The following is a 20,906-nucleotide window of genomic DNA, read 5'->3' as shown; positions in this document are numbered from 1 at the left end:
CAGCATACGTGCTGCGGGCCGGCACCGTATGAACATCAAAGCTTGAGGTAGCAGTGCCGACGGTCCATCAGGTACACGATCAGCCACCACAGCGCGACAAACACCAGCGCATACGCCAGAGACGCGACGTACGGACCGGCCAGCGGCGTGATCCAGCCAGCGAACAGGTGCCGGTAGATGGGCTTCTGCCAGCCCAGCCCGGGCAGCACGATCTGCATCAGCTCGGAACCGGCGTAGGCGGCAATCGCATTGACGCCAAAGCGGCGCCCCCAGGCCGGCCAGCCACGCACGTCCACCAGACCGTGGAACAGCAGCAACGCAAGCATCGCCCAGCCGCCCGTCCACAACACGAACGATGGCGTCCACAGGTTCTTGTTCAGCGGCATCCAGCACGACCACACGGCACCCAGCAGCAGCGCCAGCACACCCGCACCGAGCAGGATGCGCAGACGTCCGTCGCGCAGCCAGGCGCCGGCACACAGGCCGAGCAGACTGGTGGCGATGGCCGGCAAGGTGCTCAGCAGCCCTTCGGGGTCGTGCGACAGGCCGGTGCTGGCGTCGTAGTCCCACACGTAATGGCCAAACACCGCGCCGTCCACACGATCGACGATCGAGTGCCATTTCGCCAACGTACCGCCGCCGAGCAGGATCGCGGTGTAGCCGGCCAACAAGGCCACGATGGCGATCCACCACGCACGACGTGGCGTATAAATTGCCAGCGCCGCGACCACCGCGAAGCACACGCCGATGCGTTGCAGCACGCCGGGCCAACGCATGTCGCGCCCGGGCAGCCACCACGCCGCGAGCACGTTGATCAGCACACCGAGCGCGACAATGCGAAGGGCACGCCACAGCGCTGCGTTGCGCAGGGCTGCCGGTGCGCTGCCGGCGTCCAGTCGCGGCAGGATCGCCAGCGCCACCGATACGCCCATCACGAACAGGAAGAACGGAAACACCAGGTCGGTCGGCGTACAGCCGTTCCACACCGCATGGTCCAGCGGCCAGTACACGTGCCCCCAGTCGCCCGGGTCGTTCACCAGCAGCATCGCCGCCACGGTGCAGCCGCGCAGCGCATCCAGCGAGGCCAGCCGTCGGGCCGTGTCATTCATGGCGATGCCACCAGCGACACCCGGCCCAGCGCGTACAACGGGCCGTGGATGGGCGCGGTGTAGATCAGGCACATCGCATGGTTGCCGACCTGCTTCGGCAGACGCGCGTGCAGGGTGAAGCGACGCGCGCCGTGCGCAGGATCGGGCAACGGCATGCTGGCAAGCACGACGCCATCGCAGCGGTCGGCATGCACCACCAGCTCGCCGAACGGTGTGGTGTGCGGCCGTGAAATGACCTTGCTCGCATCGTGCGCCAGCGCGTAGTTGCGTTCCAGCCGCACTGCATCGACCCGGATCGATGTAACCCCATCCATGCGCGTCGACGGGAACAGCTGGCAGCTGTCGAACACGTTGACGGCATACACCGGCTGCACCGAGCGGGCGTCGGGCATCGGCTGCACGCGCAGCCGGAACGCGCTGCCGGGACAGTTGGGCAGCGTGACACCGAGACGGCTGAGCAGATGCGCACGATCAATCACGCGTTCGCGCGGCGCGGCCAGCGCGCTGCCATCGGGTGCGAACGTGGCCACCCGCAGAGTCGTCGGCAGCTTCACCGCGAACGGCTTGTCGTAGAGCGTGGAATGCCGCGTCGGCATGCTGCCGTCGAGGGTATAGCGGAAGCTGCCGAAGCCGGTCTGGTTGGACAACGTGACGGTGGCAATGCCGCTGGCCAGCGCCGCATTGCGGTCCAGCGCGATGTCCGGCGCGAACGCGCTGTCGGCATACCCGATGTGCTGCACGCGGTAACGCGCGAGCTGTGCCGGCAGGCGTGCCAGGAAACCGGACCAGTCGCGTGCCGAAGCCGGCGACCAGTCCACCTCGCTCAGCGCGTCCAGACGCGGAAACACCGCGTGCTCGACATGCGCCATGGTAGGCATGTGCTCGGTCCACACATTGGCCTGCGCGCCCAGCACATGCTTCGCCTGCGCCGCATCGAGCTGTTTCGGCACCGGCTCGAACGCATAGATGCTCTGCAGCGTTTCCACCGGAAGGCGGCCGGCGTATTCGTCGGCGCGATCGCTCTGCACCTCGTCGAAATACAGCTGCGGCGCGGGCGACAGCACCACGTCGTGGCCCGCCTTGGCTGCGGTGATCGCGCCCGCCGTGCCGCGCCATGACATGACCGTGGCGTCAGCCGGCACGTCGCCGCCTTCGAGTATCTCGTCCCAGCCCACCAGGCGACGCCCGTGCGCCGCCAGGTATTTGCCGATGCGGCCGATGAACCAGCCCTGCAGCGCGTCTTCGCTGGTGATACCCAGCGCCTTCATCTTTGCCTGCACGGCAGGCGAAGCCTTCCACTGGTCCTTGATCGCCTCGTCGCCGCCGACATGGATGTACTTCGACGGGAACAGCGCCATCACCTCGTCGAGCACGTTGTCGATGAAGGTGAAGGTGTGGTCGTCCACGTTGTACAAGTAGGGATTGACGCCCCAGTCCACCGACACTTTGGGCCGCTTGCCGGTGACGCCGAGCTGCGGGTACGAAGCCACCGCGGCCTGTGCGTGACCGGGCATGTCCAGCTCCGGCACGATGGTGATGTAGCGCGCGGCGGCGTATGCCACCACCTGGCGGATCTGCTTCTGCGTGTAGAAGCCGCCGTAACGCAACGGCTCGCCGTCATGCCCGGCGTCGGGCGGTGTACGCCACGCGCCGATGCGGGTGAGCTCCGGGTAGCGCTTGATCTGGATGCGCCAGCCCTGGTCGTCGGTGAGGTGCCAATGGAACACATCCAGCTTGTGCTGGGCCATCTGGTCGAGCAGGCGTTCGATGTCGGCCACGCTCTGGAAATGCCGCGCAGAATCCAGCATCAGGCCGCGCCAGCGGAAGCGCGGCCAGTCGCGGATATGCAGCGCCGGCACCTCCACTGCACCGTGTCCGGCTGCCGGTGTCAGCAACTGCCACAGGGTGATCGCGCCGTGAAACAGCCCGGCATTGTCGCGTGCGCTGACCCGAATGCCCTGCGGGGTAACGTCCAGCATGTAACCGCCGTGCTGCGCCACGGCCGCATGCGGGTCGCGTTCGAACACGATGGCGTGCTTCGTTGCGTGCCTGTCGACCGGATGCAGACGCAAGCCGCGCGTGCGCGCCAGCAGGTCGACGAAATAGGTCGCCGTATGCCGCGTTGCCGCGCTCGGATCGCCGAGCACCACCGGCGTATGCGCATCGACCCGGAACTGCCCCTGCGCGGTGGTCAGCTGAACCGGTTGCGGTATCAGCGAAGGCGGTGCGGCCTGTGCGGAAAACAGCGTTGCGAGCAGCAGGCAGGCACAGGCGGCGAGCAGGCGACGGGTCATCGACGGTCTCCGTGGTTATCGGGTCAGCATGCCATGCGCGATACCGCATGCGCATGAAAAAAACGGGCCCGGAAACAACTGCGGGCCCGTTCGGGGAGAGATTGGGCCGTCCATGGCCCGCGGTCTTGCAGTCGAAAATCAGAACTTGAAGTTCACCGTCAGGTAGTACTGGCGGCCGTTGACGTAGAACGCCTCCGGAGCCTTGTCGAAGCCCAGGCCGGCCTGCGAACCCTTGATGTAGTACTTCAGCTTCGGGTTGTTGAGGTTCATCGCGTCGAACGAGAAGCTCACATGCTTGTTGAGCGTGTAGCCCGCCGAGAACGACAGGTAACCCACGCCCGCCTCCCAGTAGGGAAGCAGCGGCATGCCGGCGCCCGAGTTGCTCATCATGCCGTCGTAGAACGACGAGCGGTACGTGTAGTTGATGCGGGCATTCCAGCTGTTGTTCTCGTAGAACGCCGACAGGTTGACGGTGTTCTTCGACGTGCCGAACAGCGGACGGTTGCCGGCAGCCCGGTTGTCGCCCAGGGTACCGTCCGCGTTGTACAGGTAGGTGCCACCGGTCGAATGACCGTTGCTGTAGGTGTAGTTGACCGACGTACCGAAATGCTCGCCGATCGGCTGCACCCAGTTCAGCTCGACACCCTTCAGCGTGCCGTTGACGTTGATCGGCACGCTGACCAGGTAGTTGCTGTAGATCGGCGTGTGCGACGGGTTGTTTACACCGTAGGTCAGGTAGTTGTTGAGATACGAGCGGGTCTCCGCGCCGTAGTCGTAGTAGTTATGCATGTCCATTTCGTACACGCTGGCCGACAGCAGGCCACGCGGTGCGAAATACCACTCCAGCGACGCATCGAAGTTGGTCGAGATCAGTGGCTTCAGGTACGGATTCGGACCACTGCCGGAACCCATCGCACCCTGCGTGACCGGATCGGTCAGGGTCACGAAACCGGCCAGCTGGCCGTAGTCCTGACGGGTCAGGGTCTGCGAGGCCGCGAAGCGGGCAAGCACGCTGCCGTCCTGGTTCAGGTTGACCTTCAGGTTGAAGCTGGGCAGCAGCCGGCCGTAATGCGACTTGTAGTGGTTCCAGTACCAGCCATTCGGATAGAACGCCGAATTCATGTACGGACCGCTGTAGTCGTTCTCCAGGATCGAGGCACTGGTGTAGCCGATGTTCTCGTCGGTGGAAACATAGCGCAGGCCGAAGTTGCCGCCCCAGGTGTCACCCTGGAAATTGGCCTGCATGTACGCCGCCAGGTTCCTTTCGACCATCGAATAGATGCCGTTCGGATAGAACCGCGAACTGGTGTCGCCGGTCACCTTGCGGTTGGCATACAGCGCATTCAGCTGAGCCAGCTGGCTCGGCGTCCAGTACCAGATGCTCGAGGGCATCTGGCTCACGCCGAGATCGCTCGCGAAGCTGCTGGGATAGTTGCCGCCGCTTGCCGGGTAGATGGTCGCACCCGGGCTGAACGTGACGTTCGAGGCGAAATTGGGCCCCTGAGCAACGTCATTGGCGCTGCCATGCGTATGACGGGCATAACGCGCGCCGAACTGCAGCGAGGACAACGAACCGGCATTGTCGAAATCGAACTCGCCATCGGCCTGGAACCAGTTCTCCTTGTCGATCACGTGCACGTCCTGCTCGCCGAAGATCCAGTCGAGACCGACGGTCGCCGGGTTGTACGCATTGTTGGTGCCACCCAGCGTCCAGCCCAGCGGACTACCGGAGCCGTTCATAGCGTAGCTGGCACCCTGACCGTAGCCGGTATCCATCTCCATCACGTTCTGGACTGGCGTATTGCCGGTGCCCTTGGTGGTGCCACCCTGGAACTTGAAGCTGAGGTTGTCAGTGGCGCGCCAGTCGGCGCTCAGGGTGGTGTACTGGCTGGACTCGCTCTCGCCCGGACGCGAGATCATGTCGTAGATGCCCTGCGACAGACCGGACTGACCGACGATCGAGGCACTGGTGAGAATGTTGTTCTGGATGTTCCAGCTCGACAGCGTGTCGCCCGGCAGGCGATCACGCGTACGCAACATGTAGTTGCGGTTGTAGTCGGTGGCGTCCATCTTGGAGTAGAAGCTGTCCAAGTTCAGCGTCAGGTTGTCGAGCGGCTTCCACTCGATGTCCACCATGCCGCCCTTGCGCTTGCGCGTCTGGGTGAACAGCGCGGCGCCCGGCAGGTTGGGATAGAACACGCCGGTGCTGGCGCTGCCGGGCGTGGCGGCGCCGAGGCCCAGCTGCGTGGCGACGGCCGAGCCAGTCGGGATATACGAATAGCCCAGAATTTCCTGACCTTCGCGCTGCAGGCTGCGCTTCTCGTAGAAGGCCTGCGCCATCACGCCGAAGGTGTTGTCGCTGTTCTTCCAGTTGAGCAGGGCATTGAACTGCGGCTCGGTCTTGCTCGGCAGGTCGGCGTACACGCCACCCACACTGCCCTCGACGGTGAACGGCTTGGCGAATTCCAGCGGCTTGCGGGTGATGATGTCGATCGAACCGGCCGCACCGCCCTCAAGCAGGCGTGCCTCGGAGGTCTTGTGCACGACCACCTGGCTTACGATTTCCGACGGGAACATGGAATAGCTGACGCTGCGCGTACCGCCGCCACCCACGACGAACCAGTCACCCGAACCGACCGCATGTCCATTCAGGGTGGTCAGGGTCAGCGACGGCGCGCTGCCGCGGATACTGGCACGGTCGGCCTCGTCGAAACCGCCCTCGGCACCCGCCGCATCGGCGATGTTCACGCCGGGCAGCTGGGCGATGGTGTCGGCCACGTTCTTCGCCGGCAGCTTGCCGATATCTACCGCGGACACCACCTCGACATGCGAGTTGGCCGCCTCCTTGGTATCCAGCGACAGCGCCTCGCTGTTGCGGATACCGACTACGGTTACCGCCTGGAGCTGCTTGATCTTGGCCTGCTCAGCCTTCTCCTGAGCCTTCGCGCCGCTGGCAGTCGTCTGGGTGCTGTCCTGCGCATTGATCGCGCCGGACAGGCATAGACCAGCGACGATGCTCGCGGCCAACAGAGTCTTGCGATATGACATGGTGTCCTCCCCTCAGAGGCTAGATTCAGCAACGGTGGGTACTCAGACCGTCCGTTACCGTGTGGCGATCTGGGCTTGCGCCCGGTTGTTTGCTAATTCCTCAGTGCATCACGTCCACTCGGCGAACCCGTCCCGGGCGTCTGGCCATCCATGTACAGGCTCGCGGCGCCGATCACCCCGAGCTGGCCGTGCTCCATCAGTCGTACAGGTATCTGTTCCAGGTACGGGCGCATCACGCCCTTGTTGAAGAAGCGCCGGGCAAAGGCGCCGTCCAGCAGCAGGTCACGGATCTGCGGCAGGATGCCGCCGGCAAGGAACACCCCGCCGCGCGCGCCATACAGCAGCACCAGGTCGCCCACGAAGCTGCCAAGCAGCCCGCAGAACACCTCCAGCGTCTCGGTTGCCGCCGCGTCGTTGCGCGACAGCGCCGCAGCCGTAACATCCGCCGGACGCATCAGCACCGCGCGCTCCCCGCGCAAGGTGCAGATGGCCTGGTACAGGTTCAGCAGCCCGGGTCCGGACAACGCATGCTCGAACGACACATGCGCATGCTTCCGGGCGAACAGGCGAAGAATCTCAATCTCGCGCTCGTTGCCGGGCGCCAGCGCGATCTGGCCCGCCTCGGTGGCCAGCACGGTGGCATGGGGGTGCGCCGGCAACAGCACCGCGGACCCGAGCCCGGTACCCGGCCCCATCACCAGCACCGGTCCGTCGACATGCGGCGCGCTGGTCTCGATCACCGCCGTGGTGTCGGCCAGGCCAAGGAACTGGGTGGCATAGGCCACCGCTTCGAAATCATTGATGACGGCGAGGCTGGCGATGCCCAGTGTGTCGCGTATGTCGCGTATCGACACCGGCCAGGGCAGGTTGTCGTTGACGATGGCATCGCCCAGCACGTAGCCGGCACTGGCCACCGCGCAATGATCGACATGACCCACGCCGAGCTGGCCGACGAAGTCCTTCAGCACGGCGGTCAGACTGGGCCAGTCGGCGCAGGCGTAGCGGCGGTATTCGAGCACGGTCACCGGTCGGTGGCCGTCGGGTCGCGGACTGACCAGGCCTATCCGCGCATGCGTGCCGCCGACATCGGCAGCCAGGAACGCAGATTCTGTCGCAAGCGCGATACGCGCACCGCTGTGATCGACCACCTGGGCCACGCTCCCTCCTCCGTTTGTCCCCGGTGCGCAGGCACCCCGCCTGACACACCTCGTGATGGTCGGAGTCTGGTCAGATATGACAACGGTGTCAACACCCTGTTCGGAACCATTCGCCATATCGCTTGTGCGCCGCGCAAGGCATACTCGCCGACAGCATCATCGAATACATGTCGCGCCTATTTGGCCTTTTCTGTAAGGCACTTGGGCAACACTTGCCGACGCCACCAAGGTGCTGCGACGCGTCATGGGCGAGACTGGAAGAACAAGACATCGATGCTTGCACCATGACCAAAGTCATGGCATCAATTGACAACGTTGCTCCACGCGGTCGATAAAGACGGCCGAAGCGACATCGTCCACGGGGTGACGGTGTCGGTGATCACTACGGGGAAATCGTCCATGCCGTCCATGCCGTCCATCTCGCCTGCTGCCGACGAATCGCGCACATCGAGCCTGCTGCCGATGATCATCATCGGCGTACTGTTCTTCATCTTCGGCTTCGTCACCTGGCTCAACGGGCCACTGACCATCTTCGTCAAGCTGGCTTTCAACCTCGACGACGTCAGCGCCTTCCTGATTCCGGTGGCGTTCTACCTGTCCTATTTCGTGCTGGCGCTGCCTTCGGCCATGGTGCTCAAGCGGACCGGCATGAAGAAAGGCATGGCACTCGGCTTGTTCGTAATGGCGATCGGTGCGGTGTTGTTCGGCCAGTTCATCAACATGCGCAACTATCACGGCGCACTGGTCGGCCTGTTCGTGATTGGCGCGGGCCTGTCGCTGCTGCAGACAGCCTCGAATCCGTACATCAGCATTCTCGGCCCGATCGACAGCGCGGCGCAGCGCGTGGCCTTCATGGGCATCTGCAACAAGCTGGCCGGTGCGCTGGCGCCGCTGGTCTTCGGCGCCTTGGTGCTCAACGGCATCGGCGATTTCGAGCAGAAGATCAAGGCTGCGGCGACGCCCGCGGCAGCCCACGCCATGCTCGACAGCTTCGCCTCGCGCGTGTACTGGCCGTACATGGCCATGGCCGCGCTGCTGGTGGTGCTGGCGATCTGGGTGATCCGCTCCGCACTGCCCGAAATCAAGCCCGCCGGGGCCAACAGCGAAGACGAGATCGGTCATCACGGCGGCAGCATCTTCAGCTTTCCGCACCTGTGGCTGGGCGTGCTCTGCCTGTTCCTGTATGTGGGCGTTGAGGTGATGGCCGGCGATGCGATCGGCATCTACGGGCAGGCGCTGGGCCTGCCGCTGGACGCCACCAAGCACTTCACCACCTACACGATGGTCGCGATGCTGGTGGGCTATATCACTGGCCTGCTGCTCATCCCGCGCTTCATTTCGCAGCAGCGCTACCTGGCCGTGTCGGCGGTGATGGGTATCGTGTTCGCACTGGGTGCCTATGCCACCGCCGGCTATGCCTCGGTGAGCTTCGTCGCCGCGCTCGGATTCGCCAACGCGATGATGTGGCCGGCGATCTTCCCGCTGGCGATCAAGGGCCTGGGGCGCCATACCGAGGCCGGCTCGGCCCTGCTGATCATGGGCATCGTCGGCGGCGCACTGATCCCGCAGGTGTTCGTGCACCTGAAAGAGCACATCAATTTTCAACTGGCGTTCCTGGTGGTGATGGTGCCCTGCTACCTCTACATCCTCTTCTACGGCATGCGCGGCCACGCCGTGGGCGAGCACATCTCCTGACGCCCGTCATGCACCACGCCGCCCGCCGCCCGCACACCTACCCGTCCAGCGGCTGGGCTACCATGTCCATCCGGCTTACAGGAGTGCACTCCGTTGCGCAGTCCCACCATCAAGGACGTCGCCCGCCATGCGGGTGTCTCGCTGAAGACCGTATCGCGCGTGATCAACCACGAGGCCGCGGTGCGCAACGAGACCCGCGAGAAGGTGGAGCGGGCGATCGCGCAACTCGGCTACCGTCCGGACCCGTCGGCGCGCAGCCTGCGCAGCACGCATTCGTTCGCGATCGGCCTGGTCTACGACAACCCGAACGCGCACTACGTCATCGACATGCAGAACGGCGTGCTGTCGGCCTGCCGCGAGCGCGGCTTCGGCCTGCAGATCCATCCCTGCGATTCCAGCTCGCCAAAGCTGGCCGAGGAACTGGTCGCCTTGGTCAAGCGTTCGCGCCTGGCCGGGCTGGTGCTGGCGCCGCCGATGTCCGAACAGGCGCCACTGATCGCCATGCTGCGGGAACACGACATCACCTTCGTGCGCATCATTTCCTCCCGCGAGGATCCGCACGACGGCATGCCCTGTGTCTATATCGACGACCGCCATGCGGCCTACGCCATCACCGAGCACCTGGTGCAGCTGGGTCACACGCGGATCGGCTTCCTGTGGGGCGAGCCGCACCACCGTTCCAGCCCCGAGCGCTACCAGGGCTACGCGGATGCGCTGAAGGACTACGGCATTCCGCTCAACAAGAAGCTGGTGCTGGCCGGCCGCTATGCCTTCGACGATGGCTTCCGCGGCGCGCGCAAACTGCTCGCGCTGAAGGAAAAGGAGCGCCCCACCGCGATCTTCGGCAGCAACGACGAGATTGCCGCCGGCGTCCTGGCCGCGGCGCGTTCGATCGGCCTGGACGTGCCCTGGGATTTGTCGATCGCCGGCTTCGAGGACAGCCCGTTCTCCAAGCAGGCATGGCCGGCACTGACTACCGCACGGCAGTCGACCGAAGAGGTGGGCCGGCACGCCACGCTGCGGCTGATCCGCGGCCTGCAGCAGACCACCGCCGAACCCGCCAGCGAGGGCTTCATGCCCGAGCTGGTAGTGCGTGGCTCCACCGCGCCGCCGCGCCAGGGCTGATACCACCCGGCACCGGCCTGCGTCGCGCTGCGGCAGCCGGCCTGACCGACACAGCCACCACACCCTCTAGCAGTCCGGCCCGTCCCGTCACCGGGGCGCGGCCGTGCCGTGCATTTTTCATTTACCGCACGCTCCACCGATGCGTGCGTTGACCGTTCCGGAGTCCCCATGAAGTCCGCCAGCGACACCCTGATGTACCGCGAGGCCGAAGAAACCGCCGCCGTGGTCGAACGCCAGATCGCCCGCAATGCCGATACCCTAGCCACGCTCGGCCGCCGCCTGCGCGAGCAGCCGCCGCGCTTCATCGTCACCTGCGCCCGCGGCAGTTCCGACCACGCCGCCGCCTACGCCAAGTATGTGTTCGAGACGCGACTCGGCCTGATCACGGCCTCCGCCTCGCCGTCCATCTCGTCGATCTACGACGCCGACCTGAAACTGGACGGCGCGCTGTTCATCGCCATATCGCAATCGGGCAAGAGCCCGGACCTGCTGCGCAGTGCCCAGGCTGCCAAGGATGCGGGGGCGCTGGTGCTGGCGCTGGTCAATGTCGAGGATTCGCCGCTCGCCACGCTGGCCGACACGGTGATCCCGCTGCACGCCGGTCCCGAGCGCAGCGTGGCCGCGACCAAAAGCTACCTGGCCACCCTGGCCGCCGTGCTGCAACTGGTGGCGCACTGGAGCGACGACGCCACCCTGCACGCGGTGATCGCGCGCCTGCCCGACGACCTGCGGCGTGGCTGGGCGGGCGACTGGAGCGTGCTCGCCGACAGCCTGCGCGACGTCAGCAACCTGTTCGTGGTGGGCCGCGGCTACGGCTTCGGCGCCGCCCTGGAAGGCGCACTCAAGCTCAAGGAAACCTGCGGCCTGCATGCCGAGGCATTCAGTGCCGCCGAGGTGAAGCACGGCCCGATGGCGCTGGTCGGGAACGGCTTCCCGGTGCTGTTCTTCGCCCAGGATGACGGCACACTGGACAACACTCTGGCGGTGGCCAGGGAATTCCGCGCCCGCGGTGCCCGCGTGTTCGTGGCCGCGCCCGACGAACAGGGTCCCGACGCGCTGCCGCTGCCGGCCAACATCGCGCCCATCGTCACCCCGCTGCTGGCAGTGCAGAGTTTCTACCGCGCCGCCAGTGCGCTGTCGCTGGCGCGCGGCTACGATCCGGATGTACCGCCGCATCTCAACAAGGTCACGGAGACGGTGTGATGAGCAGCCAGGCACCCCTCGCCCTGATCAACGGCCGCGTGCTGGGCGACCACGGCCCGCGCGAAGGTCTGGCCGTACTGGTGGACGACGGGCGCATCCATGCCATCGTGGCGCAGGACGACCCGCGCGTATCGGCTGCACTCACGCACGACCTGCATGGCCACCTGCTGCTGCCCGGTTTCATCGACGTGCAGGTCAACGGCGGCGGCGGACTGCTGTTCAACGACGCGCCCACGGTCGAGACGCTGCGCGGCATCGCCGCCGCGCACGCGCGCTTCGGCAGCACCGGCCTGTTGCCGACGCTGATTACCGACACTGCGGAGAAAATGCATGCCGCGCTGGATGCGGTGGACGCGGCGATCGAACAGGGCGTTCCGGGCGTGCTCGGCATTCATGTCGAAGGCCCCTTCCTGGCGCCCGCGCGCAAGGGCATCCACGACGCCTCGCTGTTCCGTCACCCGGACGCCGGCGACATCGCCATGCTCGCCACCAGGCATCGTGGCAAGGTCATGCTGACGCTGGCTCCGGAGCAGGTCACGACGGACACCATCCGCACCCTCTCCGAGGCCGGCGTGATCGTCGTCGCCGGCCATACCGCCGCCGACTACGCCACCACCCGCGCCGCGCTGGATGCCGGCGTGTGCGGCTTCACCCACCTGTACAACGCGATGACACCGCTGGCCAGCCGCGAACCCGGCGTGGTCGGCGCCGCGCTGGACGATCCGCACAGCTGGTGCGGCCTGATCGTCGACGGCCATCACGTCCACCCGGCCGCGCTGCGCGTGGCGCTCGTCGCCAAGCCACCCGGCAAGTGCGTGCTGGTCACCGACGCGATGCCGCCGGTGGGTTCGGACACGCCGGAATACGTGCTCAACGGCCAGACCATCGTCGCCCGCGACGGCATCTGCCAGAGCGACGCCGGGGTCCTGGCCGGCTCGGCGCTGGACATGGCCACCGGGGTCCGCAACCTGGTCGAGATGGTCGGCCTGAGCCTGGCCGAAGCCTCGCGCATGGCCAGCACCTATCCCGCCGCATGGATCGGTCTGGAGCGCAGCCATGGCCGGCTCGCCGCCGGCTATCGCGCCGATTTCGCCGTACTGGACGATGCATGGCAGGTACGCGAAACCTGGATCGGCGGCCAGCGCGTCCACGCCGGCTGAGCAGCGGCAGGTTGCGGCGCGGTTTCCGGCGCAACCCGGAAGCCGTTCCCGCATCCGCAGGGCGGCATGCGTATCGACAGCCCGCCGGCCGCGCAATCTGCTAGGGTCTGCCACCTGCATCGCGTCCAACGGATTCACCCATGTCCCCAGGCATTGCCCGCCTCGCCGCCCTAGCGTCCCTACTGTTGCTGGCCGGTTGTGCCAGCCAGCCGGCCAGTCCGCCCTCGCAGCCATTCGAACCCGGACAATTGCCCGCCGGCTCGCGGGCCGACGTGGCGATCCTGGAAACCACCGACATCCACTCCAACATCCTCAGCTACGACTACTACAAGCAGAAGCCCGACCCTACGCTGGGCTTCGAGCGCACGGTCACCCTGATACGGCGTGCGCGCGACCAGTTCACCAACACCTTCCTGTTCGATGACGGCGATACGATCCAGGGCTCGGTGCTGGCCGACTACCAGGCGCTGGCGCAGCCGGTGACATGCAAGCAGGAGCTGGCGATCTACCGCGTGATGGATGCGGTGGGCTACGACGGCGGCACCATCGGCAACCACGAATTCAACTATGGCCTGCCGTTCCTGTCGCAGGTCACCGGCACGCCGATGGACGTGGACGGGGTGCCGGTCGAACACTGCGCCGGACCGCACTATCCGCTGGTGCTGGCCAACGTGGTGAGCACGCGCACCGGCAAGCCGATCTTCAGGCCGTGGACGATCATCAAGCGCCAGATCGCCGCCTACACGCCCGACGGAAGCCAGCTCAGCGTGCCGCTGCGCATCGCCATCATCGGCTTCACGCCACCGCCGATCATGCAGTGGGACCAGCGCCATCTCGAAGGCAAGGTCACGGTCACCGGCGTGGTCGAGGCGGCCAGGAAATACATGCCGCAGATCGAGGCGCAGCACCCGGACCTGGTCATCGCGCTGCTGCACGGCGGCCTCGACACCTCGCCCTACACGCCGATGATGGAGAACGGCGGCTGGTACCTGGCCGGCGTGCCGGGCATCGACGTCCTGCTGCTAGGCCACATGCACACCGATTTCCCCGGCCCGCGCTTCGCCCATCTGAAGGACGTGGATGACCATCTCGGCTTCGTGCGAGGTGTACCCGCCGTGATGGGCGGCTTCTTCGGCAAGGACCTGGGCGTGATCCGGCTGGCGCTGATCTGGAACAAGGACCACTGGGCGGTCGACAAGCCACAGACCCACAGCCGGGTCTGGCCGATCTGCACCCGGACCGCCGGCAAGACCCGCTGCGTGCCGGCCGACCCGGCCATCGCGCCGCTGGTCGAGAAGGTACAGAAGGATGCCATTGCCTACGTCAACACGCCGATCGGCCACACCCGCGTGCACATGAGCAGCTACTTCGCCGACGAGGGCGACATGACCGCACTGGCTGCGGTGAACGCGGCGCAGCTCGACTATGTCCGGCGTGAGCTGCCGAAGACCCACCCCGAGCTGGCGCACGTGCCGCTGCTGTCGGCCGCCGCCGCATTCCGTACCGGTTTCGGCGGCCCGGACGACTACACCGACGTACGCCCCGGCGTGCTCACCCTGCGCAGCGCCGCCGATCTCTACTTCTATCCGAACACCCTCGCTGCAGTGAAAACCGACGGTGCCGGCGTGAAGGCATGGCTGGAACAATCGGCCCGCCGCTTCAACCGTATCGACCCGTCCATTCACGGCGCACAGCCGCTGATCAACCCGCATTACGCCGGCTTCAACTTCGACCAGATGCAGGGCGGCCTGCATTACGAGATCGACCTGTCCAAACCGGTCGGCCAGCGCATCGTCTCGCTGACCTACCGCGGCAAGCCGGTCACGCCCGGGCAGCCGTTCGTCGTGGTCACCAACAATTACCGCGCGGGCGGCGGCGGCGATTTTCCCGGCCTCGACGGTCACGACATCGTGCTGGCCGCACCGGACGGCACGCGCGAAATCCTGGCCCGCTGGCTGCAGCGGCACCCCGATCTCGACGCGAAGGACCTGCCCGGCCGCTCCTGGCGCTTCGCACCACTGAAGACGGCCGGACCGGTCATCTTCACCGACGCCAGCGACAAGCAGGCCATTGCCCATGCCGACGGCCTGCGCAATATCCGGCAGATCAGCAACAACGGCGACGGCACGGCCGTCTACGCGATCGACCTTTCGCACTGAGCAGCCTGTCGCACCGTCCCGGCGCATGCCCGGGACGGCGTGACGCAGAGCGCAGCGGAACCGGCAGGACGCCGTCTGCGGGATGACGTATCCGGCAAATGGACGTCCGTTCGCCGGAACATCGGAAGCGCCGCATATTCCACAAAGTCTATTGACAGGCGGGCAAGACGCCACCTATCTTCGGTTTCATGTCGCCTTTCTTCGCACCAGCACGCATGCACATCCGCCCGGTTTCGACCGGTCGTGCCGCGCTGGCTGCGGGCGGCATCGCCGCTTCCATTATCGCCACGATTATTACCACCGGTACCGGTACCATCGGTTCCGGGTGGGTGTCCGTGCGCGAATAACCTTAAGACGCAACGGTCCCGCCCTCGACGAGGCGGGCCGGCGCAACCGACACCGCCAAGCGAGACGGGACCTCCACTGGAGAGGTCACCGTGAACACCTGCGCTTTACCGCTCGCCGAATACCCCAACCTGCCGCCACCGGTTGCCGTGCTGCCCGCGCGAAGCCCGCGCCTGCGCACCCTGTCGGTGGGCGTGATCGGTCCGGGCCGGGTCGGCAGCGCGCTGCTCGGGCAGATGCGTGCCGCGCAACAGCGCCTCCAGCGTGATATGGGCCTGGCCCTGCAGTTGTGCGGCGTGGTGGCGCGCAAGCGCATGTGGCTGGATTGCGACGACCCCGAACTCAACGCCCGCAGCCACAGCGCACAGACCTGGCGGCCCAGCGACCTGGACGCCTTCGCCGCCCATATGCGCGGCATCGACGGACGTCACGCCCTGCTGGTGGATTGCAGCGCCAGCGACGAAGTCGCGGCCCACTATCCCGCATGGCTGGCCGCCGGCCTGCATGTGGTGACGCCGAACAAACTGGCCGGCAGCGGTTCGCTGGACCGCTGGCACGCGATCCGCGCCGCCAGCGCGCATGGCGCACGACTCCGCTACGAGGCCACCGTCTGCGCCGGCCTGCCGGTGGTACAGACATTGCGCGATCTGCTCGACACCGGCGATGAACTGCTCTCCGTGGATGGCATGTTCTCCGGCACCCTGGCCTGGCTGTGCAACCGCCACGATGGCCAGCAACCGTTCTCCAGCCTGCTGCGTGAGGCGCATGCGCTCGGCTATACCGAACCGGACCCCCGCGAGGATCTCTCCGGCATCGACGTGGCTCGCAAGCTGGTCATCCTGGCCCGCGAAGCCGGTCGTCCGCTTTCGCTGGAAGATGTGTCGGTGCAGAGCCTGGTACCGCGTGCACTCGCCGCCCTGCCGCTGGACGAGTTCATGGCGCGCCTGGGCGAGCTCGACGCGCCGATGGCCGCGATGCTGGCGCAGGCCCAGACCGCCGGCGGCGTACTCCGCCACGTCGGCCGGCTGGACCGGGACGGCCGCGCCCACGTGGGGCTGGCCGTACTGCCCTCGTCGCATGCCTTCGCGCACACCCATCTCACCGACAACGTGGTGCAGTTCCGCACCCTGCGCTACAAGGACAACCCGCTGCAGGTACAGGGCCCCGGCGCAGGGCCAGAGGTCACCGCTGCCGGCGTGTTCGCCGACGTGCTGCGTATCGCCGAAGCGCTCACGGTGCAATCATGAGCACCGGCGTCATGAGCAACGATATGCTGGAATCCACCGCTGCACCTTCGCATGCCCGCGTGGCACGCGCCTTCGCTCCGGCCAGTGTGGGCAACGTGGCGGTGGGCTTCGACATCCTCGGCCACAGCATGGCCGGCGCCGGCGACCGTGCCGAAGTGCGGCTGATCGATGAGCCAGTGGTGCGCATCGCCGCCATCCACGGCACCGTCACCGAGCTACCGCGCGAACCTCATCGCAATACCGCCGGCATGGCGCTGCTGGCGCTGCGCGAGGCACTGCAGCTGTCGCAGGGTTTCGAGCTGACCCTGCACAAGGGCATCGCGCTCGGCTCTGGCATGGGCGGTTCGGCGGCATCCTGCGTGGCGGCACTGGTGGCCGCCAACGCGCTGCTGGACGCGCCACTTTCGCGCGAGGCGCTGTACCGCTTCGCGCTGGACGGCGAAGCGGTCGCCAGCGGCAGCCGCCACGGCGACAACCTGGGCCCGATGCTGTTGGGTGGGCTGGTGCTTGCCACCCACGACCGCCTGCTGCGCATCCCCGTGCCGCGTGAGTGGCATTGCGCGCTGGTGCATCCACACTGCGTGCTGGAAACACGCAAGTCGCGCGCAGCGCTGGCCGGCGAATACGCGCTCGGCGAGTTCGTGGCGCAGAGCGGCAACCTCGCCCAACTGCTCGCCGGCTGCTACCGCGGCGAGGCCGCACTGGTGCGCGAAGGCCTCAAGGACGTGCTGGTGGAACCACGCCGCGCGCCGCTGGTACCCGGGTTCATGCACGTGAAACAGGCCGCGCTGGATCATCATGCACTTGGCGCCAGCATTTCCGGTGGCGGCCCCAGCGTGTTCGGCTGGTACGAACACCGCGCCGATGCCGATGCCGCCGCCACCGCCATGCAGGCGGCTTTCGCCGACGCCGGCCTGGACAGCGACGCCTTCGTCGCCCCGGTCGACGGCCCCGCCGCCGGCCTGATCGATCACCTGCACGACACGCCCTGATGCCCGAGCCCATGATGACCGAACCCCTGCTCTACCTCAGCACCCGCGGCCAGAGTCCGGCCGCCACCATCAGCAGCGCGATCGCCGCCGGCCTTGCGCCGGACGGCGGCCTGTACGTGCCCGAAGCTTTGCCACGACTCGATCCGGGCGCCTTCGATCCGCACGGCACGCTGGCCGATACCGCAGCTACGCTGCTGGCTCCGTTCTTCACCGGCGACCCGCTCGCCGAAGCGCTGCCGGCGATCTGCCGCGAGGCACTCGACTTCGACACGCCGCTGCGCCCCATGCCGCGTCACGACGCCCACATGCTCGAGCTGTTCCACGGACCCACCGCCGCCTTCAAGGATGTCGGCGCCCGCTTTCTCGCGGCCTGCCTGCGCCGCCTGCCGCGCGCCGACGAACGGCCACTGACCATCCTGGTGGCCACCTCCGGCGATACCGGCGCGGCAGTCGGTGCCGCCTTCCACCGGCAACCGGGCGTGCGCGTGGTCATCCTGTATCCCGATGGCCTGGTGTCGCCGCGCCAGGCCCACCAGCTCGGTTGCTTCGACGACAACGTGCAGGCGCTGCGGGTACAGGGCCGTTTCGACGACTGCCAGCGCATGGTGAAAGCCGCGCTCAACGACGCGGCACTGCAGGCCGAGCGTCCGCTCAGTTCCGCCAACAGCATCAGCCTGGGACGCCTGCTGCCGCAGATGAGCTACTACGCCCACGCTGCGCTGGGCTGGTGGCACGAGCACGACTCGCCGCTCAACCTGATCATCCCCACCGGCAACCTGGGCAACGCGCTGGCCGCGCTGTGGGTCCGCGAAATCGGTCTGCCGATCGGCGAGATCTGCCTGTCCTGCAATGCCAACGCCACCTTGCCCGAATTCTTCGAGGGCCAGGACTATCGCCCCCGCGAGGCCGTCGCCACCGTCGCCAATGCCATGGACGTAGGCGCCCCCAGCAACTTCGAGCGCCTGCGCTGGACCTTTCCATATGCCGCTGAACTGCGCGCGCAGACCCAGGCGATCAGTGTCGATGACAGCACCATCCGCGACACCCTGAGCCGGCATGCGCGCGAGCACGGCGAGGTGTTCTGTCCGCACACCGCCACCGCCATGCACCTGCTTGACCGCCTGCGCTCAGTCGGCAACAGCTCGCCGTGGACCATCGTCGCCACCGCACATCCGGCCAAATTTGAAAGCGTGGTGGAGCCACTCGTCGGGCATCCCGTCGCAGTGCCGCCGGCGCTTGCCGCCATGCTTGAGCGTACGGCCAGTGCCGAAGTGATGGACGCGGACGACGAGGCGCTGAAACGCTGGCTGCGGGAACCGGCGTACGCATAGTCCGGACGACATCGGCGCTCCATCGATGCCGATCGTGGCTTCATCGGTATGGACGGCCAGCCGTCCATACCGCGTTCCGTCGCCGTTGTCACAACATCTGAAGAATCGTCATGAAGAAAATGTTTGACAAGCCTTTCGGGGTGCCGTAGGGTCAGTTGCATGTCGCAACGCAACAGCCACCACCGCATCGCCGAAAGCCATCGTCTGGCGACGATTGCCGGTCTGCTGCGACTTCGCGGCACGCTCATTATTGGCCTTCTTGTACTCGTACTCCTTATTACCAACGGAGGTGCGGGCTGAGGGCATGTGTCCAGGTAGCTAGAAAGAAACCTGAAACACCCTGAGAACCCCGCACCAGAGATGGAGCGGGGTTTTTTGTTGCCCTCGGCATCGCACCCTTAAGCGGAGCCAGCAATGGAAAACCAGCAGCACAGCGAACAGAACGAGGCCGGCGACGTAGCCGCCGACCACGTGCGCATTTTCGACACCACCTTGCGCGACGGCGAACAGGCACCGGGCTTCTCGATGGACCGGCGCGCCAAGCTTCGTCTGGCGCAGTCACTGGAAGCGCTGGGCGTGGACGTGCTGGAGGCAGGCTTTCCACAGGCTTCGCCCGACGACTTCGCCGCCGTCGCCGAAATCGCCCGCACGCTGAAAACCACCACCGCCTGCGGCCTGGCCCGCTGCCAACCCGGCGACATCGACACCTGCGGCCGTGCACTCGAAAAAGCACAGCGCTCGCGCATCCACGTGTTCCTGTCGACCAGCCCGCTGCACCGCGAACACAAGCTGCGCATGAGCAAGGCGCAGGTGCTGGATACCGCGGTTGCCGCCGTCGAGCGGGCGCGCCAGCTCTGCCACGAAGTCGAGTTTTCCGCCGAAGATGCCCTTCGCACCGAGCCCGACTTCCTGGCCGAGGTGTTCAGCGCCGCCGTCGCCGCGGGTGCAACCACGCTGAACGCGCCGGACACCGTGGGCTACACCACGCCGGCAGAGATCGCCGAGCTGTTCGGTTACCTGCGCCAGCACGTGCGCGGGGCGGACAAGGTGATCTTCTCCAGTCATTGCCACGACGACCTGGGCATGGCGGTGGCCAATTCGCTGGCCGCGATCGGCGCCGGCGCCCGCCAGGTCGAATGCACCATCAACGGCATCGGCGAGCGCGCCGGCAACGCCGCGCTGGAAGAAATCGTGATGGCGCTGAAGGTGCGCAAGCCGTATTTCGGCGTGGATACCCGCATCGACACGCGCAAGCTGTACCCGACCTCGCGCCTGCTGACCCAGCTGACCAACCAGCCGGTGCCGCGCAACAAGGCGATCGTCGGCGAGAACGCGTTCGCGCACGAATCGGGCATCCACCAGCACGGCATGCTCAAGCATCGCGGCACCTACGAGATCATGCGCCCGCAGGACGTGGGCATCGGTGAAACCCGGCTGGTGCTGGGCAAACATTCCGGTCGCGCTGCGCTGCGCCAGCGGCTGGAATCGCTGGGTCACACGCCCGACGAAGCGGCGATGGATTCGATTTTCACCCGTTTCAAGCTGCTGGCCGACAAGAAGCGCGAAGTACACGACGAAGACCTGGAGGCGATCGCACTGGGCCAGGACCCGGAAGCCACTGGCCCGTGGCACATCGTGCAGCTCAACAGCAGCACCCATCTGGGCAGCGCCTCGGCATCGGTGAAGCTGGCCCACGACGATGGTCGCGAAGCGAGCGAAGCAGCGATCGGCGACGGCCCGGTCGATGCCGTGCTGCGCGCAATCGAACGCGCCACCGGCCATGCCGTCGAACTGACCGACTTCAGCGTGCGTGCCGTCAGCGAAGGCGGCGACGCCCAGGGCCAGGCCCAGCTGAGCGCACGCCATGCCGACCGCGACTGGTGTGGTCACGGCATCAGCACCGACATCGTCGAAGCCACCGCGCTGGCCGCGCTGGCCATCATCAATCGAATCGAACGCCAGCAGCCGGTCGGTGCACCGGCCGCCGTGGCGCACCTGTGATGCCACCCATGCCGCAACCCGCCACCACCCGGAGCTACCG

15 protein-coding genes are annotated in these 20,906 nt (G+C 66.6%); 10 read left to right on the top strand and 5 right to left on the bottom strand.

Annotation, left to right across the window (positions count from 1 at the left end; all coding sequences use genetic code 11):
* Positions 1-35 precede the first annotated feature (35 nt).
* From RA164_RS01235 to RA164_RS01215, 5 genes are all read right to left on the bottom strand, one after another.
* Positions 36-1,109 carry an acyltransferase family protein gene (locus RA164_RS01235; protein WP_329742166.1) on the bottom strand — a complete coding sequence of 358 codons (1,074 nt, stop codon included), beginning with the start codon at positions 1,107-1,109 and terminating at the stop codon, positions 36-38.
* Complete coding sequence (locus tag RA164_RS01230; RefSeq protein WP_329742165.1) at positions 1,106-3,403, bottom strand: beta-N-acetylhexosaminidase; 2,298 nt, start codon at positions 3,401-3,403, stop codon at positions 1,106-1,108. The genes RA164_RS01235 and RA164_RS01230 overlap by 4 nt, the downstream gene beginning before the upstream one ends.
* A gap of 138 nt (positions 3,404-3,541) precedes the next feature.
* On the bottom strand, positions 3,542-6,451 hold the full coding sequence (locus RA164_RS01225; RefSeq protein WP_329742164.1) for a TonB-dependent receptor: 2,910 nt from the start codon (positions 6,449-6,451) through the stop codon (positions 3,542-3,544).
* Positions 6,452-6,543: 92 nt separating this feature from the next.
* A complete protein-coding gene (gene glk / locus RA164_RS01220; RefSeq protein ID WP_329742163.1) occupies positions 6,544-7,608 on the bottom strand; it encodes a glucokinase in 1,065 nt (354 codons plus the stop codon).
* Positions 7,609-7,910: 302 nt separating this feature from the next.
* The gene (locus RA164_RS01215) at positions 7,911-8,081 is read right to left on the bottom strand and encodes a hypothetical protein (RefSeq protein WP_329743581.1); all 171 of its coding nucleotides are present in this window, start codon (positions 8,079-8,081) and stop codon (positions 7,911-7,913) included.
* On the opposite strand from RA164_RS01215, the gene RA164_RS01210 reads away from it, so the two are divergent.
* From RA164_RS01210 to RA164_RS01165, 10 genes are all read left to right on the top strand, one after another.
* Positions 8,017-9,303, top strand: coding sequence for a sugar MFS transporter (locus RA164_RS01210; RefSeq protein WP_329743454.1), 1,287 nt, complete (start codon positions 8,017-8,019; stop codon positions 9,301-9,303). The genes RA164_RS01215 and RA164_RS01210 overlap by 65 nt on opposite strands.
* Before the next feature lie 93 nt (positions 9,304-9,396).
* On the top strand, positions 9,397-10,428 hold the full coding sequence (locus RA164_RS01205; protein ID WP_329742162.1) for a LacI family DNA-binding transcriptional regulator: 1,032 nt from the start codon (positions 9,397-9,399) through the stop codon (positions 10,426-10,428).
* Positions 10,429-10,596: 168 nt separating this feature from the next.
* Complete coding sequence (locus RA164_RS01200; RefSeq protein ID WP_329742161.1) at positions 10,597-11,631, top strand: SIS domain-containing protein; 1,035 nt, start codon at positions 10,597-10,599, stop codon at positions 11,629-11,631.
* The gene (nagA, locus tag RA164_RS01195; protein ID WP_329742160.1) at positions 11,631-12,791 is read left to right on the top strand and encodes an N-acetylglucosamine-6-phosphate deacetylase; all 1,161 of its coding nucleotides are present in this window, start codon (positions 11,631-11,633) and stop codon (positions 12,789-12,791) included. The genes RA164_RS01200 and nagA overlap by 1 nt, the downstream gene beginning before the upstream one ends.
* 140 nt (positions 12,792-12,931) lie before the next feature.
* Entirely contained in the window at positions 12,932-14,950 is a 2,019-nt protein-coding gene (locus RA164_RS01190; protein WP_329742159.1) for a bifunctional 2',3'-cyclic-nucleotide 2'-phosphodiesterase/3'-nucleotidase, read from the top strand.
* A gap of 437 nt (positions 14,951-15,387) precedes the next feature.
* The gene (locus RA164_RS01185) at positions 15,388-16,542 is read left to right on the top strand and encodes a homoserine dehydrogenase family protein (RefSeq protein ID WP_329742158.1); all 1,155 of its coding nucleotides are present in this window, start codon (positions 15,388-15,390) and stop codon (positions 16,540-16,542) included.
* 11 nt (positions 16,543-16,553) lie between these two features.
* Positions 16,554-17,534, top strand: coding sequence for a homoserine kinase (locus tag RA164_RS01180; protein ID WP_329742157.1), 981 nt, complete (start codon positions 16,554-16,556; stop codon positions 17,532-17,534).
* Positions 17,535-17,548: 14 nt separating this feature from the next.
* Complete coding sequence (gene thrC, locus RA164_RS01175) at positions 17,549-18,865, top strand: threonine synthase (RefSeq protein WP_329743453.1); 1,317 nt, start codon at positions 17,549-17,551, stop codon at positions 18,863-18,865.
* 159 nt (positions 18,866-19,024) lie between these two features.
* Positions 19,025-19,165 (top strand): hypothetical protein, encoded by a 141-nt coding sequence (locus tag RA164_RS01170; RefSeq protein WP_329742156.1) that lies wholly within the window; start codon positions 19,025-19,027, stop codon positions 19,163-19,165.
* A 114-nt stretch (positions 19,166-19,279) separates the two neighbouring features.
* Entirely contained in the window at positions 19,280-20,866 is a 1,587-nt protein-coding gene (locus RA164_RS01165; protein WP_329742155.1) for a 2-isopropylmalate synthase, read from the top strand.
* The last annotated feature ends 40 nt before the right edge of the window (positions 20,867-20,906 follow it).

The organism is Dyella sp. A6 (genome assembly GCF_036320485.1).
Taxonomy (GTDB): Bacteria; Pseudomonadota; Gammaproteobacteria; order Xanthomonadales; family Rhodanobacteraceae; genus Rhodanobacter_A; species Rhodanobacter_A aluminiiresistens.
Note: the sequence above shows the minus strand (reverse complement) of the source record. Positions and strands in the feature narration are given on the sequence as shown.

Bases quoted from the DNA above. Each gene is read 5' to 3' on its own strand.
- RA164_RS01235 (WP_329742166.1), bottom strand. From the start codon at position 1,109: ATGAATGACACGGCCCGACGGCTGGCCTCGCTGGATGCGCTGCGCGGC.
- RA164_RS01230 (WP_329742165.1), bottom strand. From the start codon at position 3,403: ATGACCCGTCGCCTGCTCGCCGCCTGTGCCTGCCTGCTGCTCGCAACG.
- RA164_RS01225 (WP_329742164.1), bottom strand. From the start codon at position 6,451: ATGTCATATCGCAAGACTCTGTTGGCCGCGAGCATCGTCGCTGGTCTA.
- RA164_RS01210 (WP_329743454.1), top strand. From the start codon at position 8,017: ATGCCGTCCATCTCGCCTGCTGCCGACGAATCGCGCACATCGAGCCTG.
- RA164_RS01215 (WP_329743581.1), bottom strand. From the start codon at position 8,081: ATGATGATCATCGGCAGCAGGCTCGATGTGCGCGATTCGTCGGCAGCA.
- RA164_RS01200 (WP_329742161.1), top strand. From the start codon at position 10,597: ATGAAGTCCGCCAGCGACACCCTGATGTACCGCGAGGCCGAAGAAACC.
- nagA (WP_329742160.1), top strand. From the start codon at position 11,631: ATGAGCAGCCAGGCACCCCTCGCCCTGATCAACGGCCGCGTGCTGGGC.
- RA164_RS01190 (WP_329742159.1), top strand. From the start codon at position 12,932: ATGTCCCCAGGCATTGCCCGCCTCGCCGCCCTAGCGTCCCTACTGTTG.
- RA164_RS01180 (WP_329742157.1), top strand. From the start codon at position 16,554: ATGAGCAACGATATGCTGGAATCCACCGCTGCACCTTCGCATGCCCGC.
- thrC (WP_329743453.1), top strand. From the start codon at position 17,549: ATGACCGAACCCCTGCTCTACCTCAGCACCCGCGGCCAGAGTCCGGCC.
- RA164_RS01170 (WP_329742156.1), top strand. From the start codon at position 19,025: ATGTCGCAACGCAACAGCCACCACCGCATCGCCGAAAGCCATCGTCTG.
- RA164_RS01165 (WP_329742155.1), top strand. From the start codon at position 19,280: ATGGAAAACCAGCAGCACAGCGAACAGAACGAGGCCGGCGACGTAGCC.